Source organism: Massilia sp. Root351, assembly GCF_001425045.1.
GTDB lineage: Bacteria > Pseudomonadota > Gammaproteobacteria > Burkholderiales > Burkholderiaceae_D > Rugamonas.
Genome location: NZ_LMDJ01000033.1, coordinates 217,474 through 238,823, shown reverse-complemented (window position 1 = coordinate 238,823; position 21,350 = coordinate 217,474). Strand labels below are relative to the sequence as shown.

At 63.5% G+C, this 21,350-nt stretch carries 20 protein-coding genes; 10 read left to right on the top strand and 10 right to left on the bottom strand.

The window, feature by feature from the left end; genetic code table 11:
- Nucleotides 1-20: 20 nt before the first annotated feature.
- Nucleotides 21-338, bottom strand: a complete 318-nt coding sequence (gene flhD, locus ASD15_RS26050) for a flagellar transcriptional regulator FlhD (RefSeq protein WP_057157943.1) — start codon at nt 336-338, stop codon at nt 21-23.
- A 525-nt stretch (nt 339-863) separates the two neighbouring features.
- On the opposite strand from flhD, the gene kynU reads away from it, so the two are divergent.
- The 4 genes from kynU to ASD15_RS26030 all read left to right on the top strand — a co-directional run bounded on the left by kynU (nt 864) and on the right by ASD15_RS26030 (nt 4,367).
- Nucleotides 864-2,123 (top strand): kynureninase, encoded by a 1,260-nt coding sequence (gene kynU / locus ASD15_RS26045; protein ID WP_057157942.1) that lies wholly within the window; start codon nt 864-866, stop codon nt 2,121-2,123.
- 11 nt (nt 2,124-2,134) lie between these two features.
- Nucleotides 2,135-3,031 (top strand): tryptophan 2,3-dioxygenase, encoded by an 897-nt coding sequence (gene kynA / locus ASD15_RS26040; RefSeq protein ID WP_057157941.1) that lies wholly within the window; start codon nt 2,135-2,137, stop codon nt 3,029-3,031.
- 71 nt (nt 3,032-3,102) lie between these two features.
- Nucleotides 3,103-3,645 carry an alpha/beta hydrolase gene (locus tag ASD15_RS26035; RefSeq protein WP_057157940.1) on the top strand — a complete coding sequence of 181 codons (543 nt, stop codon included), beginning with the start codon at nt 3,103-3,105 and terminating at the stop codon, nt 3,643-3,645.
- Between the two features lie 155 nt (nt 3,646-3,800).
- On the top strand, nt 3,801-4,367 hold the full coding sequence (locus ASD15_RS26030; RefSeq protein ID WP_229418339.1) for a CHRD domain-containing protein: 567 nt from the start codon (nt 3,801-3,803) through the stop codon (nt 4,365-4,367).
- A gap of 57 nt (nt 4,368-4,424) precedes the next feature.
- Here the strand turns inward: ASD15_RS26030 and htpG are convergent, their stop codons facing one another.
- From htpG to ASD15_RS26015, 3 genes are all read right to left on the bottom strand, one after another.
- On the bottom strand, nt 4,425-6,347 hold the full coding sequence (gene htpG, locus ASD15_RS26025) for a molecular chaperone HtpG (protein WP_057157938.1): 1,923 nt from the start codon (nt 6,345-6,347) through the stop codon (nt 4,425-4,427).
- Between the two features lie 94 nt (nt 6,348-6,441).
- The gene (locus ASD15_RS33420) at nt 6,442-7,560 is read right to left on the bottom strand and encodes an HAF repeat/PEP-CTERM domain-containing protein (protein WP_057157937.1); all 1,119 of its coding nucleotides are present in this window, start codon (nt 7,558-7,560) and stop codon (nt 6,442-6,444) included.
- 159 nt (nt 7,561-7,719) lie between these two features.
- A complete protein-coding gene (locus ASD15_RS26015; protein WP_057157936.1) occupies nt 7,720-9,249 on the bottom strand; it encodes a PLP-dependent aminotransferase family protein in 1,530 nt (509 codons plus the stop codon).
- Between the two features lie 102 nt (nt 9,250-9,351).
- Here ASD15_RS26015 and ASD15_RS26010 point away from each other — a divergent pair, with 102 nt between their 5' ends.
- From ASD15_RS26010 to ASD15_RS25990, 5 genes are all read left to right on the top strand, one after another.
- Nucleotides 9,352-10,326, top strand: coding sequence for a threonine dehydratase (locus ASD15_RS26010; protein WP_057157935.1), 975 nt, complete (start codon nt 9,352-9,354; stop codon nt 10,324-10,326).
- Between the two features lie 52 nt (nt 10,327-10,378).
- Complete coding sequence (locus ASD15_RS26005) at nt 10,379-11,281, top strand: DMT family transporter (protein ID WP_057158080.1); 903 nt, start codon at nt 10,379-10,381, stop codon at nt 11,279-11,281.
- 77 nt (nt 11,282-11,358) lie between these two features.
- Complete coding sequence (locus tag ASD15_RS26000; RefSeq protein WP_057157934.1) at nt 11,359-11,820, top strand: RidA family protein; 462 nt, start codon at nt 11,359-11,361, stop codon at nt 11,818-11,820.
- Between the two features lie 109 nt (nt 11,821-11,929).
- Nucleotides 11,930-13,123: a PLP-dependent aminotransferase family protein gene (locus tag ASD15_RS25995; RefSeq protein ID WP_057157933.1), complete on the top strand. Its 1,194-nt coding sequence runs from the start codon at nt 11,930-11,932 to the stop codon at nt 13,121-13,123.
- A gap of 281 nt (nt 13,124-13,404) precedes the next feature.
- On the top strand, nt 13,405-14,763 hold the full coding sequence (locus ASD15_RS25990; RefSeq protein WP_057157932.1) for a diguanylate cyclase: 1,359 nt from the start codon (nt 13,405-13,407) through the stop codon (nt 14,761-14,763).
- A 19-nt stretch (nt 14,764-14,782) separates the two neighbouring features.
- Here ASD15_RS25990 and ASD15_RS25985 read toward each other — a convergent pair whose 3' ends face one another.
- Nucleotides 14,783-15,688 carry a bile acid:sodium symporter family protein gene (locus ASD15_RS25985; protein WP_057157931.1) on the bottom strand — a complete coding sequence of 302 codons (906 nt, stop codon included), beginning with the start codon at nt 15,686-15,688 and terminating at the stop codon, nt 14,783-14,785.
- 63 nt (nt 15,689-15,751) lie between these two features.
- Entirely contained in the window at nt 15,752-16,507 is a 756-nt protein-coding gene (locus tag ASD15_RS25980; protein ID WP_057157930.1) for a class II aldolase/adducin family protein, read from the bottom strand.
- A gap of 76 nt (nt 16,508-16,583) precedes the next feature.
- Here ASD15_RS25980 and ASD15_RS25975 point away from each other — a divergent pair, with 76 nt between their 5' ends.
- Entirely contained in the window at nt 16,584-17,252 is a 669-nt protein-coding gene (locus tag ASD15_RS25975) for a Crp/Fnr family transcriptional regulator (protein ID WP_057157929.1), read from the top strand.
- A 275-nt stretch (nt 17,253-17,527) separates the two neighbouring features.
- Here ASD15_RS25975 and ASD15_RS25970 read toward each other — a convergent pair whose 3' ends face one another.
- The 4 genes from ASD15_RS25970 to ASD15_RS25960 all read right to left on the bottom strand — a co-directional run bounded on the left by ASD15_RS25970 (nt 17,528) and on the right by ASD15_RS25960 (nt 21,350).
- A complete protein-coding gene (locus tag ASD15_RS25970; RefSeq protein ID WP_200954083.1) occupies nt 17,528-17,854 on the bottom strand; it encodes a guanosine-3',5'-bis(diphosphate) 3'-pyrophosphohydrolase in 327 nt (108 codons plus the stop codon).
- Between the two features lie 124 nt (nt 17,855-17,978).
- Nucleotides 17,979-19,955 (bottom strand): DUF2235 domain-containing protein, encoded by a 1,977-nt coding sequence (locus tag ASD15_RS25965; protein ID WP_082552156.1) that lies wholly within the window; start codon nt 19,953-19,955, stop codon nt 17,979-17,981.
- Nucleotides 19,945-20,349: a DUF3304 domain-containing protein gene (locus ASD15_RS33920; RefSeq protein ID WP_373888205.1), complete on the bottom strand. Its 405-nt coding sequence runs from the start codon at nt 20,347-20,349 to the stop codon at nt 19,945-19,947. Before ASD15_RS33920 ends, ASD15_RS25965 begins: the two co-directional genes overlap by 11 nt.
- A gap of 119 nt (nt 20,350-20,468) precedes the next feature.
- Complete coding sequence (locus ASD15_RS25960; protein WP_057157927.1) at nt 20,469-21,350, bottom strand: DUF4123 domain-containing protein; 882 nt, start codon at nt 21,348-21,350, stop codon at nt 20,469-20,471.

The following is a 21,350-nucleotide window of genomic DNA, read 5'->3' as shown; positions in this document are numbered from 1 at the left end:
ACGAATCTTACGCGCGCATCTTAAGCGATTTCTTCGGCGGGCTGGCCGGCCATCAGGATGGCGGCGTGCGACTGGGCCAGCGAGCGGTCTTTATTGTAATTGGTCAGCATGCCCAGGATGGCGCCGTCGTCGAAACGGAAACGGGCCAGCATCATGTTGCCGCCGGCCAGTTTCAGGATTTGGGCATTGCTCATGCCTTCGATCAGTTCGGCGATGTCGGCCGAGATGCCGAGGCGGAAGATTGCGGTCACTTTGTCGGCACGGATCATCTGCTGAGCCAGCATCAAGTAGCTCAGGTTTGCATCGCGGATCTCAGCCATCATGTCGTTCGCAGTCATTTCCATCTCCTCATCAGCACTCGTTAGTAACGCAATTGCGTTTCCGTTGAGATACATTCTGCTGGAGCGGACACAGCACGAGAAGCGGACGGCGGCTGTATTTTGGGTCGGGAAATGGCGGACGCGCCCTGTCAGCATTTGTCTGACAAACGCAGGGCGATCATAGTGCAACACCAGAGCTGGTGCGGGTTTGCGGACTTATTACTTTCAAGATACAACCTTGTTTTCAGGCAAAAAACAAAGGGGTGATCTGACTCTTTTTTGCTACATCTAAACCGGTAACGGCACGGTTTTCAGGAACTTTAGGGGGCAGCACAAAAATATTTGCCTATTTTTGAAGTTTTTTTCTTGCCCCTCAGACAACTCCCGAAGACGCTTTGCGCCGCATCTAGAACAGGTAACGGCGGGGTTTTGGGGAACTTTAGGGTGGCTTTGACTTTTTTTTTCAAAAAACTTCAAAAAACTTCGCGCCCGCCCGCGGTTTGCTACACTTCGCCATCCCCACACTAGTTGAAGCCTAAAGTAATGACTGCACAGACCAACCGCAACGACTGCCTGGCCCGCGACGCGCAAGACCCGCTCGCCCCCCTGCGCGACCAGTTCGATCTGCCCACCGGCGTGATCTACCTGGACGGCAACTCCCTGGGCGCCCGCCCCAAAGCGGCGCTGGCGCGCGCCCAGGACGTCATTGCCCGCGAATGGGGCAAGGACCTGATCAAGAGCTGGAACACGGCCGGCTGGTTCGACCTGCCCAAGCGCCTGGGCAACCGCCTGGCGCCGCTGATCGGCGCCGCCGAGGACGAAGTGGTGGTTACCGACACCACCTCGCTGAACCTGTTCAAGGCGCTGGCCGCCGCCGTGCACCTGCAGGCGCAAACGCCGGCGCGCGCCACGCGCCGCGTGATCGTAACCGAGCGCAGCAACTTCCCGACCGATATCTATATGGCGCAGGGCCTGTCGAGCTGGCTGGAGCGCGGCTACACCGTCAAGCTGGTCGACAGCGTGGACGAGCTGCCTGCCGCCGTGGACGGCGACACCGCCGTGCTGATGCTCACCCACGTCAACTACCGCACCGGCTACCAGCACGACATGGCCGCCGTCACCGCCCTGGCCCAGGCGCGCGGCGCGCTGGTGGTGTGGGACCTGGCGCACTCGGCCGGCGCAGTGCCGGTCGCCCTGAACGCGGCCCACGCCGATTTCGCGGTCGGCTGCACGTATAAGTACCTGAATGGCGGCCCCGGCGCGCCGGCCTTCATCTGGGTGCCGAAAAAGCACCAGGACGCGTTCACCCAGCCGCTGTCGGGCTGGTGGGGCCACGCCGCCCCGTTCGCCATGGCGCCCGACTTCGAGCCGGTCACCGGCATCGGCCGCGCGCTGTGCGGCACCCAGCCCATCGTGTCGCTGTCCATGGTGGAAAGCGGGCTGGAAGTGTTCGAACAGACCAGCATGGCCGCCATCCGCAGCAAGTCGCTGGCGCTGACCGACCTGTTCATCGAGCTGGTGGAGGCGCGCTGCGGCGGCCACCCGCTGGGCCTGGTCACGCCGCGCGGGCACGCGCAGCGCGGCAGCCAGGTCAGCTTCACGCACCCGCACGGCTACGCCGTCATGAGCGCCCTGATCGCGCGCGGCGTGATCGGCGACTACCGCGAACCGGAAATCATGCGCTTCGGCTTCACGCCGCTGTACACCAGCTACGCCGACGTGTGGGATGCGGTCGAAATCCTGAAACAGATCCTGGACAATGAAGACTACGACGTCGCCGCCGAGCGCGGCGCCGTGACCTGAGAAAGCATGCCATGAGCGACAACAACACTATCCCCAGCGGCTGCCCGATGCACGCGGCCGCGGCCGGCCCGGCCGGCGACACCGGCAACGCCCAGTGGCACGGCGCGCAGATGGATTTCAGCAAATCCATGAGCTACGGCGACTACCTGGGCCTGGACCGCATCCTGACCGCCCAGCACCCGCTCTCGCCCGAGCACAATGAGATGCTGTTCATCGTGCAGCACCAGACCAGCGAATTGTGGATGAAGCTGATGCTGCACGAAATGCACGCCGTGTGCGCCAAGCTGCAGGCCGGCGAGCTATCGCCGGCGTTCAAGATGCTGGCCCGCGTGGCCCGCATCATGGACCAGCTGGTGCACGCCTGGGACGTGCTGGCCACCATGACGCCGCCCGAATACACAGCCATCCGGCCGTACCTGGGCGCCTCCTCCGGCTTCCAGTCCTTCCAGTACCGCGAAATCGAGTTCATCCTGGGCAACAAGAACGCCGCCCTGCTCAGCGTGCACACGACCACGCCAGAGAACCACGCCATCCTGGACCAGGCGCTGCGCTCGCCGTCGGTGTACGACCACGCCATCCAGCTGCTGGCGCGCAGCGGCCTGCACATCGCCCCCGAGCGCCTGGCGCGCGACCCCAGCCTGCCCACCGAAGCCGACGAATCGGTCAAGGAAGCCTGGCTGGCGGTCTACCGCGACCCGGCCAAATACTGGGCGCTGTACGAACTGGCGGAAAAGCTGGTGGACCTGGAGACCGCGTTCCGCTTCTGGCGCTTCCGCCACGTCACCACGGTCGAGCGCATCATCGGCTTCAAGACCGGCACCGGCGGCACCGCCGGCGTCAGCTACCTGCGCAAGATGCTGGACGTGGTGCTGTTCCCGGAACTGTTCTCGCTGCGCACCGCGCTGTGAGCCCGGCCCCGGAACGGCCGGCGAATCTCCTGTAAGATTGGCAGTTTGACCAACCGCCTATCGGAGCACACATGGATTCCGCAGTCCTCACCCTGGCCGGCCTCTGGAACTCGGGGCCGCAACACTGGCAGACGCACTGGGAAGCCAGGCACGGCTGGCAGCGCGTGCCGCACCGCGACTATGCGACGCCGGACCGGGATGAGTGGGTGGCGGAACTGGACGCGGCCATCGCGCTGTGCGAGCGGCCGCCGGTGCTGGCCGCGCACAGCCTGTCCTGCTCGCTGGTCACGCGCTGGGCCGCATCCGGCTCGCCGCACAAGATCGCGGGGGCATTGCTGGTCGCGCCCAGCGATACCGACGCGCCCTCCTACCCCGGCTGCACCACCGGCTTCCAGCCCATGCAACTGGCGCGCCTGCCTTTCCCCAGCGTCGTCGTCTCCAGCAGCGACGACGTGTATGTCAGCGACGCGCGCGCGCGCCAGTTCGCCGAGGCCTGGGGCAGCCGCTTCGTCTCCATCGGCCCGGCCGGCCATATCAATGGCGACGCCGGCTACGGCCCATGGCCGGAAGGCGAAGCCCTGGTGCTGGAACTGTGCGCCCGGGCGCAACCATAGTCCGCAACGCTGAGCAGTGACGCAAAGCATTGGAATATTGCAATCTTTGCATTATTTCGATTGCGGCCTATAGTGAAGAAGTTGGGTTTCCTGCCCTACTCTCGACGAAAGGTTGCGCCATGAAGACACCAATAAGGACACCAATAAAGATCGGTTTGGCATTTTGCGCCCTGATGCTGGCGGCAACGGCCGCCAGCGCCGCGCCAGTCACATATACGGGCACGCTGAGCGGCGCGTCCGAATCCCCGCCGGTGCCTTCGCCTGCCACCGGCTCCACCATCGTCGTGTTCGACATGGACGCCCACATGCTGACCGTGAACATGACCTTCAGCGGCCTGCTCGGTACCACCACCGCCGCCCACATCCACTGCTGCACCGCCGTGCCGAACACCGGCAATGCCGGCGTGGCAAGCGAGACGCCGACCTTCAACGGCTTCCCGCTGGGCGTAAGCAGCGGCTCGTATTCGATGAGCTACGACACCACGCTGGCGTCGAGCTGGAGCCCGACCTTCCTGGCCAATAACGGCGGCACCACGGCCGGCGCCGAGGCGGCCCTGGGCGCGGGACTGGCCAGCGGCTCGGCCTATCTCAATATCCACACCAATTTGTACTCGGCGGGTGAAATCCGCGCCAACCTGGCGCCGATACCGGAACCGGGAACGTGGGCCATGCTGCTGCTGGGAATTCCGGCCGTGCTGGGGCTGCGCCGCCGGCAGCAATAAAAAAGGCCGGCGCCCTTGCGGGTCGCCGGCCTTGGCGTCAGCCGGGGGCTGCGCAGCTTACTTGGCCGCGCCGCTCAGCAGCATTTCGTTCAGGCGCTTGACGAAGCTGGCCGGGTCGGCCAGCGAGCCGCCTTCGGCCAGCAGCGCCTGGTCGAACAGGATGTGCGCCCAGTCCGCGAACTGCGCGCTGTCCGCGTTTTCATACTTCAGGCGCGTCACCAGCGGGTGGTTCGGGTTGATCTCGAGGATGGGCTTCGATTCAGGCGCGGCCTGGCCCGCCGCTTTCAGCATGCGCAGCAGGTTGCCGGACAGCTCGTGCTCGTCCGCCACCAGGCAGGCCGGCGAGTCGGTCAGGCGGAAAGTCACGCGCACTTCCTTGGCTTTGTCGGCCAGCGCGGTCTTCATCTTCTCGGTCAGCTCCTTGTACGAGGTTTCCGTTTCCTCGTGCTCCTTCTTCTCGGCTTCGTCTTCCAGCGAGCCCAGGTCCAGGCCGCCCTTGGCCACCGACACCAGTTCCTTGCCTTCAAACTCGGTCAGGAAGGACAGCATCCACTCGTCCACGCGGTCAGTCATCAGGATCACTTCCACGCCCTTCTTGCGGAAGATCTCCAGGTGCGGACTGTTTTTCGCGGCCTTGTAGTTATCGGCCGTGACGTAGTAGATCTTGTCCTGGCCTTCCTTCATGCGCGCCACGTAGTCGGCCAGCGACACGGTCTGCTGTTCGCTGTCGGCGTTGGTGGTGGCAAAGCGCAGCAGCTTGGCCAGCCGGTCCTTGTTGGCGGCGTCCTCGCCCACACCTTCTTTCAGCACCTGGCCGAATTCGGTCCAGAAGGTGGCGTACTTGTCTTTCTTTTCCTGCTCGTCGGCGTTGGCCAATTCCTCCAGCATGCCGATCACGCGCTTGGTGGAACCGTCGCGGATGACTTTCACGTCGCGCGATTCCTGCAGGATTTCACGCGACACGTTCAACGGCAGGTCGGCCGAGTCGATCACGCCCTTGACGAAGCGCAGGTAGGTCGGCATCAGCTGCTCGGCGTCGTCCATGATGAACACGCGCTTGACGTACAGCTTGATGCCGCCGCGCTTGTTGCGGTCCCACAGGTCGAACGGGGCCTTGGCCGGGATGTACAGCAGCTGCGTGTATTCGCTGCGGCCTTCCACCCGGTTGTGGGTGTGGGTCAGCGGCGCGGCGAAGTCGTGCGACACGTGCTTGTAGAACTCGTCGTACTGTTCCGGGGTGATATCGGACTTGGAACGGGCCCACAGCGCGCTGGCCTGGTTCACGGTTTCCAGTTCGTCCTTGAGCACGGTTTCCTTCTTCTCGTCGTCCCATTCTTCCTTGGCCATCACGATGGGCAGGGAGATGTGGTCGGAGTACTTGCGGATGATGGACTTGATCTTCCACGACGACAGCAGCTCGTCCTCGCCTTCGCGCAGGTGCAGGATGATGTCGGTGCCGCGCGCCGGCTTGTCGATCTGCTCGACCGAGTAGTCACCCTCGCCTGCCGATTCCCAGCGCACGCCTTCGGACGCGTCCAGGCCCGCGCGGCGGGTTTCCACGGTGATCTTGTCGGCCACGATGAAGCCGGAGTAGAAGCCCACGCCGAACTGGCCGATCAGCGCCGCGTCAGCCTGCTGGTCGCCGGACAGTTTGCCGAAAAATTCCTTGGTGCCGGACTTGGCGATGGTGCCCAGGTGCGAAATCGCGTCCTCGCGGCTCATGCCGATGCCGTTGTCCGAAATGGTGATGGTGCGGGCCGCTTTATCGAAGCTGACCTTGATTTTCAGTTCATGATCGTTGCCGTACAGGGCGTCGTTGTTGATCGCCTCGAAGCGCAGCTTGTCGGACGCGTCGGACGCGTTCGAGATCAGTTCGCGCAGGAAGATTTCCTTGTTCGAATACAGGGAATGAATCATCAACTGCAGCAGTTGCTTGACTTCAGCTTGAAAACCCAGTGTTTGCTTTTCGTGGTCAGCCATTTTTACCTCAATAGTCTACATGTTATGGGGGTGTTGCTTTACTCCCCGCCAGATGAGGATGCAGACACTGATTTCAAGGGCTTTGCAGCAACTTTTACGCTGCCGGGGTGGGCGCCGCAGCCTGGCGCGCCCGACGGCGCCATCGGGCGGCTGCACCCAGCACCGCCAGGCCGCCCAGCAGCATGCCATAGCTGGCCGGCTCGGGCACCGGCGACAGCAGCGCGCCGACGCACTCGCCGTAGCCGTTGCAGGCTTGCCCGACGATCTGCCCCAGGTCGTTGATGCCGACCGCGCTGGCGATATGCCATGCGCCGGGCGCGATCAGCGTGTCGAGATCAGTCATCACGCCGTTGGCATACAGGAAGCCGCCACTTTTGCCGCGCCCCACCACCTGGCCGGCGTTGTTGATATCGAAAGCCTCGCTGTCGGCGCCACCGGGATCCAGGTCGACCATGACGCCATCGGCGTAGAGGAAGGCGTGCACGCCCTCGCCCGCCAGGCGGCTCACGCCCACAACGGCGCCGCTGTCGTTGATGCCGGTGGCCCAGCTCTCGGCGCCGCCCAGCGTGCCCAGGTCGATCATCCCGGCGCCGTCGTGCAGGAAAGCGCGCCGGATACCGTCGCCGGCGCGTTCGCGCGAGTGCCCGGCCACTGCGCCGTCCGCGTTGATGGCGGCGGCGCTGCTGTAGCGGTGACCGGCCAGCGTGCCCAGGTCGGCCATCGCGCCGTCGCGGTAGACGTAGGCGTGGCTGTCGAAGCTGCCCTCGCCGTAAGGCCCGCTGCCATCGGGGCGGTAAATGGCGTCCGCCGAGCCCACCGCGTGCCCCTTCCCGTTCAGCGCCGCCACGCTGACCGAGCCCTGCGGCTGCATCGGCGGCAGCATGACGGCGCCGGCGCCGCCCACCACATAGCCGGCGGTGATGATATCGCCGGCGGTCCCGCCGATGGCGCCGGCGTCGTTGATGGACGAGGCGAACATCAGCGTATCGAGCCAGGTGCGGCTGCCGCCCTTGTCGATGAAACCGGTGGAAGCATGCGTCTCCTCCCGCCATTCATTGCCGAGGACCACCCCTTGGTTGTTGATGCCCGTTAGCACCAGCCCGTTGGGGTAGCCGACCGGCGCGATGGTGCGCAGGGCATACAGCGGCGCCGCCTGCGCCAGCGCGCCCGATAGCGCCAGCAGGGCGGGCGCCAGAATGTGGATAATTCGCATGATCCCGATCTCCGAAAGGTTGATTTAAAAACCATTTTAAGGACGGGATAGCCGAATTTTGTTAATTTTTACTCTATATTTTTAATTTCACAAAAATGTGATTTAGCGCATATAGACTGCATGGCAATTAACGTATGCTGGCAGCGCGGCGCCACGTCCCTACGCCTGCAGCTCCCGCTCCAGGAAGCGCCACACCGCAGGGTCCTGCATGGCGGCCAGGTTCAGGCGCATGCGGGTGGACGGCAACTGGCTGGGCGAGAACAGGCTGCCCGGCGCCAGCAGCAGGTTTTCCGCCATGGCGTGCGCGGTCAGCACGTTGGTGTCGCGGCCCGCGTCGGCCCATACGAACATGCCGGCCGGCGCCACCACGTCCACTTTCAGGCCCACGCGCTCCATCTGCCGCAAAGTGCGCCCGCGCAGCGCGTCCAGGCGCGCGCGGATACGGTCGACATGCTTGCGGTACAGCCCTTCGGACAGGATTTTGTACACCACCCGCTCGCCGATCTCGCCGGTGGTGAGGGTGGACAGCATCTTGCGGTCCGACAGGCGCTGCGCCCACTCCGGCTTGGTGGCGATAAAGCCCACGCGCAGGTTGGCGGCCATGGTCTTGGAAAAGCCGCCCAGGTAGATCACGCGGTTCAGCTGGTCCAGCGCGGCCAGGCGGGTGGCCGGCTGCACCGCGCTGCCGGGATGCAGGTCGCAATAGATGTCGTCCTCCACCACGGTGAAGCCGTGCTCCTCGGCCAGGCGCAGCACCTGGAAGGCCTTGGCTGCCGACAGCGAGGTGGAACTGGGGTTGTGCAGCACCGAGTTGATCACATACAGGCGCGGCTTGTGCAGCGCGGCCAGCTGCGCCAGCTGGGCGATGTCGGGGCCGTCGGCCAGGCGCGGAATGCCCACCACCTTGGCGCCCAGTGCGGCGAAGGAGCCGAACATCAGGAACCAGGCCGGATCATCGACGAAGATGGTGTCGCCGGGCAGCGTGAACTCGCGCGCCACCAGGTCCAGCGCCTGGGTCACGCCGGCCGTGGTGACGATCTGCTCCGCGGCCGCGGAAATTTCCAGCTCGCCCAGCTTGTGCTGGAGCTGCTGGCGCAGCGGCAGAAAGCCTTGCGGCACGCCGTAGTTGACCAGCTGCGTGGGATTCTGGCGGCTGATCGCGCGCAGCGCATTGGCAATGCTGGCGCCGTCCAGCCATTCGGACGGCAGCACGCCGGCGCCCGGCATCTGCTGGTGCGGCACCTGGCGGAACATATTGCGCACCAGCCAGACCACGTCCAGCTGGCCGCCGTCGCCGTCCGCGGGCGAAGACAGGGTGGCCAGCGACACGCCCGCCGGCGATGAGCGTTCCCCTGCGTTCATTGGCGAGCGCTCGCGCACGAAGAAGCCCGCGCCGCGCCGCGACTCCAGGTAGCCGCGCGCCACCAGCTTGTCATAGCCGGCCACCACGGTAAACGGCGACACCCCGTGCGCCGTGGCAAACGCGCGGATGGACGGCATGCGCGCGCCGCTGCGCAGCAGCTTGTCGTCGATACGCGCCGCCACCGAGCGCACGATCTGGTCGATCAGCGATTCGCCCGATTCCCGCGACAGCAGCGCCATGAGGGGGATGGGTTTTACACGCGCCGGCCGCGCAGCTTTCTGTGCAGCCTCCTGTGCAGGTTCTTCGCGCAGCTTTGTATTGGTCATATCGCCATCACAGTATGTGAAATTATATGTAAAAGTGTATCGGCACTGTACTGGTGTTATCACATAGGATACACCCATCACCCCATGAAATGAAAGCGAACCATGTCCTTGCCCAGCCTCGCCGAACTCGATGCGGCCGCTGCCACCGTGTACGAGGCCATGCCCGCCACGCCGCAGTTTTCCTGGCCCCTGCTGAACGCCGCGCTGGGCACGCAGGCATGGATCAAGCACGAGAACCACACGCCCACCGGCGCCTTCAAGGTGCGCGGCGGCCTGGTCTACATGCAAGCGCTGACCGAGCGCGAACCGGCCCTGGATGGCGTGATCCTGGCCACGCGCGGCAACCATGGGCAGTCGCTGGCCTACGCGGCAGCGCGGCACGGCCTGAGCGCCACCATCGTGGTACCGCACGGGAACAGCGTGGAAAAGAACGCCGCCATGCGGGGGCTGGGCGCGCAGCTGATCGAGCATGGCGAGGACTTCCAGGCCGCGCGCGAACATGCGCAAATGCTGGCGGCGCGCGACTGCCTGCACATGGTGCCCTCCTTCCACCCGGACCTGGTGAGCGGCGTGGCGACGGCCTGGGTGGAGCTGCTGCGCGCGCAGCCGGATCTGGAGACGCTGCTGGTGCCGATCGGCCAAGGCTCGGGCATCTGCGGCGCCATCGCCGCGCGCCAGGCGCTGGGCCTGGCGCGCAGCTTGCGCATCATCGGCGTGGTGTCCAAGCACGCGCCGGCCTACCAGCTCTCGTTCCGCGCCAAGGCCAGCGTGTCGGCCGACGTGAGCACCGTTCTGGCCGACGGCATTGCCTGCCGCGTGCCGGACGCGCGGTCGCTGGACATGATATTCGAATTCGTGGACGACGTGGTCAGCGTGACCGACGACGACGTCGCCAGCGCCATGCGCCTGTTTTACCGCGCCACGCACAACCTGGCCGAGGGCGCGGGCGCGGCCGGGCTGGCGGCGGCCATGCGCCTGAAGGACGATACGCGCGTGCGCGGCCGCAAGATCGGCCTGCAGCTGAGCGGCGCCAACGTGGACGCCGACCTGTTCCGCCGCGTGCTGGTGGGGGATTAAGATGGCCGATACCACGCACAGCGTTGCCGCGCCGCCGCCCGCAGCCGGGGCCATGCGGCCCGGCCTGGCAGGCGCCTTGTCCGCCGAGACCCGCGGCATGCTGCTCGGCCTGGCGGGCGTGGCCATCTTCAGCCTCACGCTGCCCTTTACCCGCATGGCGGTGGGCGCCTTCGAACCCACCTTCGTGGCGCTGGGCCGCGCGCTGGTGGCGGCGCTGCTGGCCAGCCTGTGGCTGCTGTGGAAGCGCGCCCCGCTGCCGTCCCGCGCCGCGCTGCCGCAGCTGGCCATGGTGTCGCTCGGCTGCGTGATCGGTTTCCCGTGGCTGACATCGATCGCCATGCGCACCCTGCCAGCCTCGCATGGCGCCGTGCTGGTGGGCGTGCTGCCGCTGGCCACCGCCATGTTCTCCGCCCTGCGCGGCCATGAAAAACCGTCGCTCGGCTTCTGGCTGATGGCCCTGCTCGGCTCCTCCCTGGTGGCTGGCTTCGCGCTGTTCCAGAGCGGGGGCAGCCTGCACCCGGCCGACCTGGCCGTGTTCGGCGCGGTGCTGCTGGCCGCGCTGGGCTACGCCGAAGGCGGCCAGCTGTCCAAGACACTGGGCGGCCAGCAAGTCATCAGCTGGGCGCTGCTGCTCTCGGTGCCGGTGGTGCTGCCGGTGGTGCTATGGCAGTCCTGGGGCGAATGGGACGCCATGCTGCACGCAGGCATACGCGCCTGGACCGGTTTCGCCTATGTGTCCGTGTTCTCCATGTTCATCGGATTTTTCTTCTGGTACCGCGGCATGGCGCTGGGCGGGGTGGCGCGCGTGGGCCAGGTGCAGCTGGTGCAGCCCTTCCTGTCCATCCTCGGCGCGGCGCTGGTTTTGGGCGAAACTATTGAATTCAGCAATATTCTGTTCGCTTTGGCCGTTATTTCCGTAGTTGCTATGGGCCGCAAAATGCAGATCCGCAGCTAGAAAGACGTACAATATCGGTCTCGCGGCCCGATAACAGCAAGCCGCCACCACTTTTGCCACTTTTCTGGAATACCAAAATGTCCGTCTACGAAAAACTCAAATCGCTCGATATCACCCTGGCTCCACCGGCAGCTCCTGTCGCGGCCTATGTCATGTACGTGCAAACCGGCAACCTGGTATTCATCTCCGGCCACATCGCAAAAAAAGCCGACGGCAACCCCTGGGTAGGCCAGCTGGGCAAGGACATCTCCACCGAAGAAGGCCAGCAGGCGGCGCGCGCCATCGCCATCGACCTGATCGGCACGCTGCAGGCAGCCTGCGGCGGCGACCTGACCCGCGTCAAGCGCATCGTCAAGCTGATGAGCCTGGTGAACTCCACGCCCGACTATACCGAACAGCACCTGGTCACCAACGGCGCCTCCGAGCTGCTGGGCGAAGTGTTCGGCGACGCCGGCAAGCATGCGCGCTCCGCCTTCGGCGTGGCGCAGATTCCGCGCGGCTCGTGCGTTGAAATTGAACTGATCGCCGAGATCGCCTAATTTACAAGATACAGGCGGCGCCCACCCGGCGCCGCTCTTTCAAGGCCGCCACAAGCGCGCTTGTTCATCGGCCGGACGCTGTCCGCCGACTTCCTCTGAGAGCAACCGTATGAAAATCGAAAACCCCAATCCATTCCAGTGGCAGTTCTCCGAACGCGCCAGCCAGATGCAAAGTTCCTTCATCCGCGAGATCCTGAAGGTAACCCAGCAGCCTGAGATCATCTCGTTTGCCGGCGGCCTGCCGTCGCCTGCCACCTTCCCGGTGGAACGCATGCAGGCGGCCTTCGACAAGGTGCTGCGCGAACAAGGGAAAGTGGCCCTGCAATACGGCCCGACCGACGGTTACCTGCCGCTGCGCCAATGGATTGCCGATTCGCTGTCCAAGAACGGCGCCAAGATCGTGCCGGAACAAGTGCTGATGACCTCCGGTTCCCAGCAAGCGCTGGACCTGCTGGGCAAAGTGCTGATCGACGAAGGCAGCAAAGTGCTGGTGGAGACGCCTTCCTACCTGGGCGCCCTGCAAGCGTTCTCGGTATACCGCCCGAACTTCGTGTCGGTCGACACCGACGAGCACGGCCTGGTGCCGTCCTCGCTGAACAACGTGGCCGCCGGCGCGCGCCTGCTGTACGCGCTGCCAAACTTCCAGAACCCGACCGGCCGCAGCCTGTCCGTCGAGCGCCGTCTGGAACTGGTGGAAACCTGCGCCCGCCTCGGCGTGCCACTGGTGGAAGACGACCCGTACGGCGCCCTGAGCTACAAGGGCGACCCGGCGCCGAAGATGGTGGCCATGAACCCGGACGGCGTGATCTACATGGGCTCCTTCTCCAAGGTGCTCACTCCCGGCATCCGCCTGGGTTACGTGGTCGCTCCGCTGGCGCTGGTGCGCCGACTGGAACTGGCCAAGCAAGCCGCCGACCTGCACACCTCGCAGCTGACCCAGATGGTGGTGCACGAAGTGATCAAGGACGGCTTCCTGGACCAGCACATCCCGACCATCCGCACCCTGTACGGCGACCAATGCCAGTGCATGCTGGACGCCATGGCCGAACACTTCCCGGCCAGCGCCACCTGGACCAAGCCCGAAGGCGGCATGTTTATCTGGGTCAACCTGCCGAAGCACATCAACGCGATGGAACTGCTGGACGAAGCCATCAAGCAAAAGGTCGCCTTCGTGCCGGGTTCGCCGTTCTACGCCAATGAACCGGAAACCAACACGCTGCGCCTGTCCTTCGTAACCGTGCCGCCGGAACGCATCCGCGCCGGCGTGGCCATCCTGGGCAAACTGATCGCCGACCGCCTGTAAGCTGTCCCCTCTGTCCGCAGCACCGCGTGGGCGCATTCGCCGCCCACGCTCCCTCCCCAGCCGCCCTTCACCATCCTGTTGCCCAACAACAACATGGACTGCCTTGCGCATCGCCGAAGTTACCGGAAGTTACTGTGTTTCGTGGCAGCAATAGCAACATTACGGAAAATAGCGGACGTTCGTCCCTTTTTCGCCCGCAACGACTCTTATTTTTTTACAATTTGAATTGGCAAAGCGGTATGATTTAGACAGATAGTTACCCCTTACCCAGGCGACGAGTAATGACCACAGGCGGTTCCAGTTATTCCCCGCGACACGACCCAGCGATCCTGATTGTCGACGACGCACCGGCCAACCTGAGCGTATTGCGCAAGATGATGGTCGAGCAGGGTTACCAGACGTTTGTCGCCACTTCGGGAGAGCGCGCGGTGCAGATCGCCAAGCGCGTGCACCCCGACCTGATCCTGCTGGACGTGGTCATGCCCGGCATCGACGGACTGGAAACCTGCCGCCAGCTGAAAGCCAATCCGCTCACGGCGCGCATCCCCATCATCTTCATGAGCGCCAAGAACGAGGCGGAAGACGTGGTGGCCGGCTTCGACACTGGCGGCGTGGACTACATCGGCAAGCCGCTGCGCATGGCCGAAGTGTGCGCCCGCGTGCGCACCCAGCTGAAAATCCGCATGAACAGCGAGACCCAGCAAGAGCAGGCTGAGCGGCTGCGCACCATCGTCAACTCGATGGCCGAAGGGCTGCTCATCATCGAGCCGGACGGCCGCATCCAGTTCACCAACCCGGCCTGCGACAAATACCTGGGCTATGCGCCGGGCGAACTGGCCACCAAGACCGTGTTCGACCTGCTCAACCCGCTGGTGGCGCAAGAATACCTGGACTACTTCGGGCGCTACGCCGCCAACCCGGAAACGGCGCACAGCCACGGCACGCGCGAAGTGATCATCCGCCACAAATTCGGCACCTCGGTGTGCATGGATCTGACCTTGACGCCGATGTTCATGCGCCAGCCGCTGTTCATCGGCCTGCTGCACGACATCACGCACCACAAGATGTCCGAAGACGCGCTGCAGCGCGCCGCCATGGTGGACCCGCTGACCAAGATCGCCAACCGGCGCCACTTCGACACCTTCCTGGAAAAGGAATGGCAGCGCGCCACGCGCAGCGGCTCGCCGCTGTCGCTGGTGGTGCTGGACGTGGACCACTTCAAGCTCTACAACGACAGCCTGGGCCACGCGGCCGGCGACGTCTGCCTGCAGCAGGTGGCGCAAGCCATCAACGCGCACGCCCTGCGCGCCACCGACCTGGCGGCGCGCTACGGCGGCGAGGAATTCGTGCTGCTGTTCGCCGAGACCGACGCCGACTCCGCGCTGGCGCTGGCCGAATCGATCCGCTGCCACGTGGAAGCGCTGCAACTGCCGCACCCGCGCTCGATCACCTCGCCGTGGATTACGCTGAGCGTGGGCGTGGCCACCATCCACCCGCACCAGATGGAAAACACCGAAGCCCTGTTCGTCGCCGCCGACCGCGCCATGTACGCGGCCAAGGAAGGCGGCCGCAACCAGGTCCAGTCCAGCACAGCCAGCCCCTCCGCCAGCGACGCCCTCAAGAACCTCGCCGCCAGCTAGCCCCGCAGCGAGCAGTAGCTTACCGGGCGGCGGACGACGCCGGTGCGTGCACAGCCGCCGGCTCCTCGGCCGTGAAGCGCCGCATTGCGAACGCGAACAGCAGGCCGCCGGCGTACATCAGCACGCCGTACACGGCGCCCGGGATGGCCATGGCGTCCTGCTTCAGCATGGTGCTGGCGATGACCAGCGCCAGCGTGGCGTTCTGCACCGCCGTCTCGATGCCGAGCGTGACCGACTGCCGGCGCGACAGGCGCGCCAGCCAGGCGGCCCCGAAACCGCAGCCCAGCATCAGCAGGTTCAGGCACACCGCGAACGGCGCCAGCGTGGCGAAGTTGTCGCGCAGGAGCACCCAGTTCTTGGCCACCGCCGCCAGCACGATGATCACGAACAGCAGCGTCGCCGCCTTGGCCGCCTTGGGCTCGAAGCCGATGGCCCAGGCGGTGTGCTTGTGGCGCACGAACATGCCGACCGATACCGGCAGGCCGAGCATGAGGAAGATCTGCCCCATCATCTGCCCCACCGGCGCCGACACGGCCTGCCCGCTGCCGGTGAAATGGTCCAGCGCGAAGCTGACCACCAGCGGCAAGGTGAAGATGGTGAGCACGCTGGCCACGGCCGTGAAGCTGAGCGCCAGCGCCACGTCGCCGCGCGCGATGTAGGTCAACAGGTTGGACGTGCTGCCGGTCGGGCAGGCGGCCAGGATCATGAAGCCGATGGCGAACGCGCCGGTCAGCCCCGCCACCTGGATCATGCCGAAGCACACCAGCGGCAGCAGCACAAAGTGGCACAGCACGCCCACCAGCAGCGCGCGCGGCTGCTTGACGATGCGCGAAAAATCGCCCGGCGTGAGCCCGAGTCCGAGCGAGAACATGATGAACGCCAGCGACGCCGGCAGCAGCACTGTGGATACGATTTCGCCTTGCATGGCCTGGTCTCCTGCGGCTGCTTTTCGCGGCGCGCTGTCTTTATTATTGGAATGCGCAGCGTATCAGGTGCGGTAGCCCGCGTCGAGCTTGTCGAGCTTGCGTATCAGCGCCGGCCAGGCGAAGGCGCCGCCCATGCCGCTGGTCTGCACGCGCATGGCTTCGGCCACGCCTTGCACGATCTGCGGATGCACATGCACCAGCTCGCCGCCCGCCTGCGCGGCCAGCTGGATCTGGCAAGCCGACTCGAAGATGTACATGGCCAGGAAGGTATCCGCGATGGTGGCGCCGCAGGTGAGCAGGCCGTGGTTGCGCAGCATGAGGAAGTTGGCGCGGCCCAGGTCGTCCTGCAGGCGCGGCTTTTCCTCGTCGCGGAAGGCCACGCCTTCGTAGTCGTGATAGGCCAGCGATGCCAGCACAAAGGTCGATTGCTGCGAGATCGGCAGCACGCCGCACTTCTGCGCGCTGACGGCCACGCCGGCGCGGGTGTGGGTGTGGATCACGCACTGCGCGTCCTCGCGCGCGGCGTGCACCGCGCTGTGGATGACGAAACCGGCCGGGTTCACCGGGAAGGGCGACTCGATCAGCTTGTTGCAGTTCTGGTCGACCTTCACCAGCGAGGAAGCGGTGATCTCGTCGAACATCAAACCGTAGGGGTTGATGAGGAAGTGGTGCTCGGGGCCGGGGATGCGGGCGCTGATATGGGTGAAGATCAGGTCGCTCCAGCCATGCATGGCCACCAGCCGGTAGCAGGCGGCGAGGTCCACGCGCAGTTGCCATTCTTCCGGGCTGACGAGGTGTTGTACGGATGGGATGTTCATGGGTGTCTCCTGTGTTGTTTGCGCTAGTATCGCGACGCGCTGGACTGGAGACTGTCAATTTCTTTACAATCAGTGCATGCCTTCCGCCATCCTCGACGCGAATCCCTGGTTCGCCACCCTCCCCGCCGACCTGCGCGAGGCCATGCTGCATGGCGCCGAGCCGGTGCGGCTGCGGCGCAGCGAGATGCTGTTCCGCCAGGGCGATCCGCCCGGCGGCCTGTACGCGGTGCTGCGCGGCTCGCTGAAAGTGTCCACCCTGCGCGAGGACGGGCGCGAAGCCATCCTCGGCGTGATCGAGCCGGGCACGTGGTTCGGCGAGATCTCGCTGATCGACAGCCTGCCGCGCACGCACGACGCCACCTCGATCGGCGCGTCCGAGCTGCTGGTGCTGCCGCATGAGGCCTTCCAGGCGCTGATGGAGCGGCCGGCGTTCGCGCGCGCGGTGGCGTCCCTGCTGGCCACGCGACTGCGCATGATGTACAGCATGATGGAGGACGTGACCTTGCGCAGCACCCGCGCGCGCGTGGTGCGCCGCCTGCTGCTGCTGGCGCGCGGCGACGCGGCCATGGCCAACTCGGTGCGCCCGCGCGTTCCCGTGTCGCAGGAAGCGCTGGCGATGATGCTGGGGATTTCGCGCCAGACCTTGTCGAAAGAGCTGAAGCTGCTGGAAGAGCTGGGGGCCATCCACATCGGCTACCGCAGCATCGAACTGCTGTCCGAAGAGCGCCTGCGCAGCGCCGGCTAAGCGGGCCCGACTTTGTTAACAGATTCTGTGGATAAGCATGTTAAGAAGCCTGACCGCCATGCATCAAGTGTCTGTTTTTAAAGGAAAAATTTATCCTGCTTAAAAATCGCGCAATGTTGAGTTATGCACAGACGGGGCACAAACTTAATGGCCGAGGTCGCTATCATTTGTTAACAGAAACTGTGGACAAGCTTGTTAACAAGCCTTCCCGGCGATAGCTAAGCCCATGTTTTCAAACGGAAAAGTTATCCTGCTCAATTTTCTCGCAGCTGGAGTTATGCACAGCCCCTCAATTTTGACAGCGCCGCGATGTACTTGCGCATGCGCACTGCGTCCGCATCGGTGAGTTCGGTCAGGCGGGAGGCATCCATATTGTCGATCAAGTCCAGTTCCTTGACCCTGCGCGCGAGCGGATTGGACATCGCGCGTGTGATGAAGGCGAAGTAGTCCTCGCCTTTTTGCTTGGTCAGGCAAGCCAGTGCCCCGATGATCTCGTCCGAAAAACCCAGCTCTCGCAAGGTGGCCGGTGTGGTGTCGGAGTCTTCGATCACCTCGTGCAGCACGGCGACGATGCGAGGAGCCTCGGTTTCGCACTGCATCATCAGCCGTAGCGGATGCAGGATGTAGGGCTTGCCCGCCTTGTCGTACTGTCCCTAGTGGGCGTCCACCGCCAGTTTGATGGCTGGTTCAAGCTTGCTCATTTTTGTCTCCAGTGCGAGTCCGAGGTCACCAGCGCGTACGCTGAAACTCCCGCGACTCCAGGTCCCATTGCCTGCGCTGCGCCCTTTTGGCGTCCGCAATTTTTTTGCGCTCAGCGTTCTGTTTTTCTACCGCTTGTCGCAAAAGGGCGTCGCCACGATCGCCAAAATATACCCTGCGGAACTTCGCGATACCGATTCCGTTCAGCAGGAACTCATTGACTTTATCCTTGGCCAGGCCGGCGATCGAGTCATGTACCCACTCGTCAAAAAAGCTCACAACGTCCGCATGCTGTGGCGTCTCAACGAGCGTCGTGACTACGCTGAGAATGTCACGCTCCGGGGCATCTTCGTCCAACAGAAACGGCGATTGGCGATCTTCAAGCCACGTGCGCCACTGTGCGACTTTCTCATGCACATGATGCGCCAGCTTATCGGTATCTCCGGTGTCCAGGCGATCGTCCAGCGCGCCCAGCCTGTTAAGCATGATCTTGCCAAAGTTCTGCAGCACCGTTGGCAACGACGAACCGTCGTTCTGAAACGGCTGGCCAAAGTACTGGTCAAAAGAGGTGCGCCTCTTGATGTAGTGTTCCAGCGTCATGGACACCGCCGCAAGAATGGCGATAAAGTACTGTTGGGTGTCCCGCAAAAACTCCTGGTCTGCAGTAGCGCGCTTGAAGAACCTCCGGTCATAGTAATGTGCTGCCGCGGACGCGCTACCGCTTACACGCCGTCCGTGATAGCGATAGTTGAAGTATTGCGCCATATGGTCGCGCATCATCTGCTCCACGGGCCCGGCGCTCACTCTGGCATGCTTGCAATACGCGCTGAACGCATCGATGGCGGCACGTGACGGAACCAACGCGCGCGCTGTCTTCCCAGGCATATCCTTTAGCGCTTTGAACGGTACGCCTGCTGCCATTGCAGCGCAGTACATTTCAAAGCCGGGGATGCGTGCAAGCGCGTCCGTTTTGCCTTGCGCTTTGGGATGATAGCCTCCGCCAACATCGGAATGGGCGCCGGGATACACGTACTCCTTCACGTTGGGCGGGTATCGATCGTCGATGCGAACCGAGTCGACCGGGAACGTCGCGCGCACTTCGTGCGCGGCGACGATGTGCAGGCAGCTCTCGACGCCCCTATGCACTTGCATATTGTTCTTCGCCCACGACTGGCGGCCCTCCACTCCCAGCAAACCGCTGGTGAACCCGCCTGCGATCCCCACCGACGCCACCGTATCAAAGATTCCCAGGAACTCGACGCGCAGCGGAATGCCTGCGAATTGATAGCCGCCGTCAACCTCATCGCAAAGGGCGTACATCCAGTTGACGAAGGCACGCGCTTCAGCGGCGCCTCTGGAAAATCCAAAGACGGAAAGATTGATCTGCTCAGGCGCAGGAAAGTTGCGCGAGCGATTGGCGAGTTTCTCTTTCAGCTTCGCCATCCAGTAACTTTTGAAGACATGCTGCCGATGAAATTCCATAGACCCAATGCCACCGACTGCGTTCGCGATGTTGCCACTCTTAGTTTCGTCGATTAACTCCTGATCCGAGACATACAGGCTGACTGTATTAAAAAGCCGCGTCAGCCCCCAGATCAGGCGAGGTTCGCCATTCCAGGACATGCCGGTACCCAGCGTTCCTCCAGCGTCACCTATCGAAGGAAAGGCCGTCCCGACGCCGGGAACATAGTGCGAGAAATAACGATCCGTTGCGCGCTGCACGTCCTGGGGATAAGAGTGATACAAGCGCACCACGTTGCTGTGCTGCTGCTCCGAAGGATTGTCCTGCACTTTTTTGTAATCAACGCCTTCGTTATTGCCAGTCCCATCGAAGAAAATGCCGCAGAATATTTGCCCAGAGCACTTTAGCGCGCCGGTCTGCGGCTGTGCGGCTGCTACTGCCTTGGCGCGCTGCATGGTCTCGCGGCTGGTCAACGGCCGCAGAGACGCCCGCGTGTTTGCAATCTCCGGATTGTGCGCCGGCTGCGGACTGCTAGCACTCATTTTTCCAACCTCCTTTAGCAGCGGCCTTGGTTTCTTCCTGAGTCTCCCGTGGAGTCCATGGAAGCAGCTCTTCTTTGCTCATGGGATAAAAGGAATGACCGGGCCGACAAGACGACACCACTACCCGGACCTTATGACCTGGGTAGAAATGCACTTGAAACGTACCCGGCTTGGTGTATGTAGGCACATCAACCTCCACGGACTGGGAAGCCAAAGGCGGTGCGGGGTCGTCCTGATAGGTGTCATATTCCCAAGCAATTTTCGCCCTTAGCCCGGGGCGCCATTGATTGGGAAGGGCAATGCAGCAGCTTTCCGCTCCGCCAGCCCCGCCCTCGAGATTTCCCCCGCCAGCTCCACCATTAACAGAAAAGGAGTAGATGGGTACTCCTTCCATATGGTTATACCCCGTCACACTGACGCCCGTCGTCCTCGGCTGGCATCCTGAAAAAGCCAGACACACCGCTAAAAAACAAAAATATCGTATGATCATGTCGCACATTTCTTTCAATCGCATTACACAAGTCCCTCCGCTACCAACATGTCGCCCAGGTCTCCCGCCGGCCAGCACCTGGCGCGCAACAGCGCATCGACCTCGGAACTCCGATTGGTTTCCCCCATGGTAAGGCAGGCGGCGACCGCCAAGGAAAACACATCCGCAAACAATTCAATGCCATGTGAGGCGGCAAGCTGGCAGCTGCCACTTATCAATTCATAGAACTCAGAATTTCTGAGGGAGTCCGGAACAACATCCGACATCGCGTTTTTTAACAGCTCGATAATCGCATCCGGCTGAGACGCTATAAGCAATGCATCGACCTGCGGCTCACTCAACTTGATGGACTGGTCAGGCAGAGCGCCAGCGGGGGCCAACGGTATCTGAGTGAAGGTTCCGGTTCTTTCCAGCACAAGCCAATGGACAAGCGGAGAGGAATAGCTGAGCCATTGGCTTGGGGCGAGAATATCTGGCAGTGCCGACAGCACGCGGGTATCGGCAAACCGCAACAGCATTTTTTGCTGATCCACTACGCTTACCCGATGCAGGGAACGCCAATGTTCACTTAATTCGGCCAGCGGAACGCGGCTTGCCAGGAAACTGATCATGGGCCGCGCAGCACAGTGGCGCAATATGCTGCGAAAATGCGCCTCGGATCGGTAGTCGCCGTGTATCGGCACCAGCCAGGGAGCAGCTTTCTGCAGTCCTTGGAATTCATCTGCCGTATAGCAGTTGATGCTCCCTGCGGCATACGGCAAAGTTGCACCGGCTGGATAGTCGAAGGCCGAATCGATCAGAGCGGCCCAATGCAGATCGGGCTGCGCGGCGGTCAGCACTCCCAGCGTGTCGATTGCGGCTGACACCATGATCGGGTCTTGGGCATAGAAATCGTTTTTTTTCAT

Bases quoted from the DNA above. Each gene is read 5' to 3' on its own strand.
- kynA (WP_057157941.1), top strand. From the start codon at position 2,135: ATGAGCGACAACAACACTATCCCCAGCGGCTGCCCGATGCACGCGGCC.
- ASD15_RS26015 (WP_057157936.1), bottom strand. From the start codon at position 9,249: ATGACCAATACAAAGCTGCGCGAAGAACCTGCACAGGAGGCTGCACAG.
- ASD15_RS25965 (WP_082552156.1), bottom strand. From the start codon at position 19,955: ATGAGTGCTAGCAGTCCGCAGCCGGCGCACAATCCGGAGATTGCAAAC.
- ASD15_RS33920 (WP_373888205.1), bottom strand. From the start codon at position 20,349: ATGGAAGGAGTACCCATCTACTCCTTTTCTGTTAATGGTGGAGCTGGC.
- kynU (WP_057157942.1), top strand. From the start codon at position 864: ATGACTGCACAGACCAACCGCAACGACTGCCTGGCCCGCGACGCGCAA.
- ASD15_RS25960 (WP_057157927.1), bottom strand. From the start codon at position 21,350: ATGAAAAAAAACGATTTCTATGCCCAAGACCCGATCATGGTGTCAGCC.
- ASD15_RS25995 (WP_057157933.1), top strand. From the start codon at position 11,930: ATGAAAATCGAAAACCCCAATCCATTCCAGTGGCAGTTCTCCGAACGC.
- htpG (WP_057157938.1), bottom strand. From the start codon at position 6,347: ATGGCTGACCACGAAAAGCAAACACTGGGTTTTCAAGCTGAAGTCAAG.
- ASD15_RS25990 (WP_057157932.1), top strand. From the start codon at position 13,405: ATGACCACAGGCGGTTCCAGTTATTCCCCGCGACACGACCCAGCGATC.
- ASD15_RS25970 (WP_200954083.1), bottom strand. From the start codon at position 17,854: ATGATGCAGTGCGAAACCGAGGCTCCTCGCATCGTCGCCGTGCTGCAC.
- ASD15_RS26035 (WP_057157940.1), top strand. From the start codon at position 3,103: ATGGATTCCGCAGTCCTCACCCTGGCCGGCCTCTGGAACTCGGGGCCG.
- ASD15_RS25985 (WP_057157931.1), bottom strand. From the start codon at position 15,688: ATGCAAGGCGAAATCGTATCCACAGTGCTGCTGCCGGCGTCGCTGGCG.
- ASD15_RS26010 (WP_057157935.1), top strand. From the start codon at position 9,352: ATGTCCTTGCCCAGCCTCGCCGAACTCGATGCGGCCGCTGCCACCGTG.
- ASD15_RS25980 (WP_057157930.1), bottom strand. From the start codon at position 16,507: ATGAACATCCCATCCGTACAACACCTCGTCAGCCCGGAAGAATGGCAA.
- ASD15_RS26000 (WP_057157934.1), top strand. From the start codon at position 11,359: ATGTCCGTCTACGAAAAACTCAAATCGCTCGATATCACCCTGGCTCCA.
- ASD15_RS25975 (WP_057157929.1), top strand. From the start codon at position 16,584: ATGCCTTCCGCCATCCTCGACGCGAATCCCTGGTTCGCCACCCTCCCC.
- ASD15_RS33420 (WP_057157937.1), bottom strand. From the start codon at position 7,560: ATGCGAATTATCCACATTCTGGCGCCCGCCCTGCTGGCGCTATCGGGC.
- flhD (WP_057157943.1), bottom strand. From the start codon at position 338: ATGACTGCGAACGACATGATGGCTGAGATCCGCGATGCAAACCTGAGC.
- ASD15_RS26005 (WP_057158080.1), top strand. From the start codon at position 10,379: ATGCGGCCCGGCCTGGCAGGCGCCTTGTCCGCCGAGACCCGCGGCATG.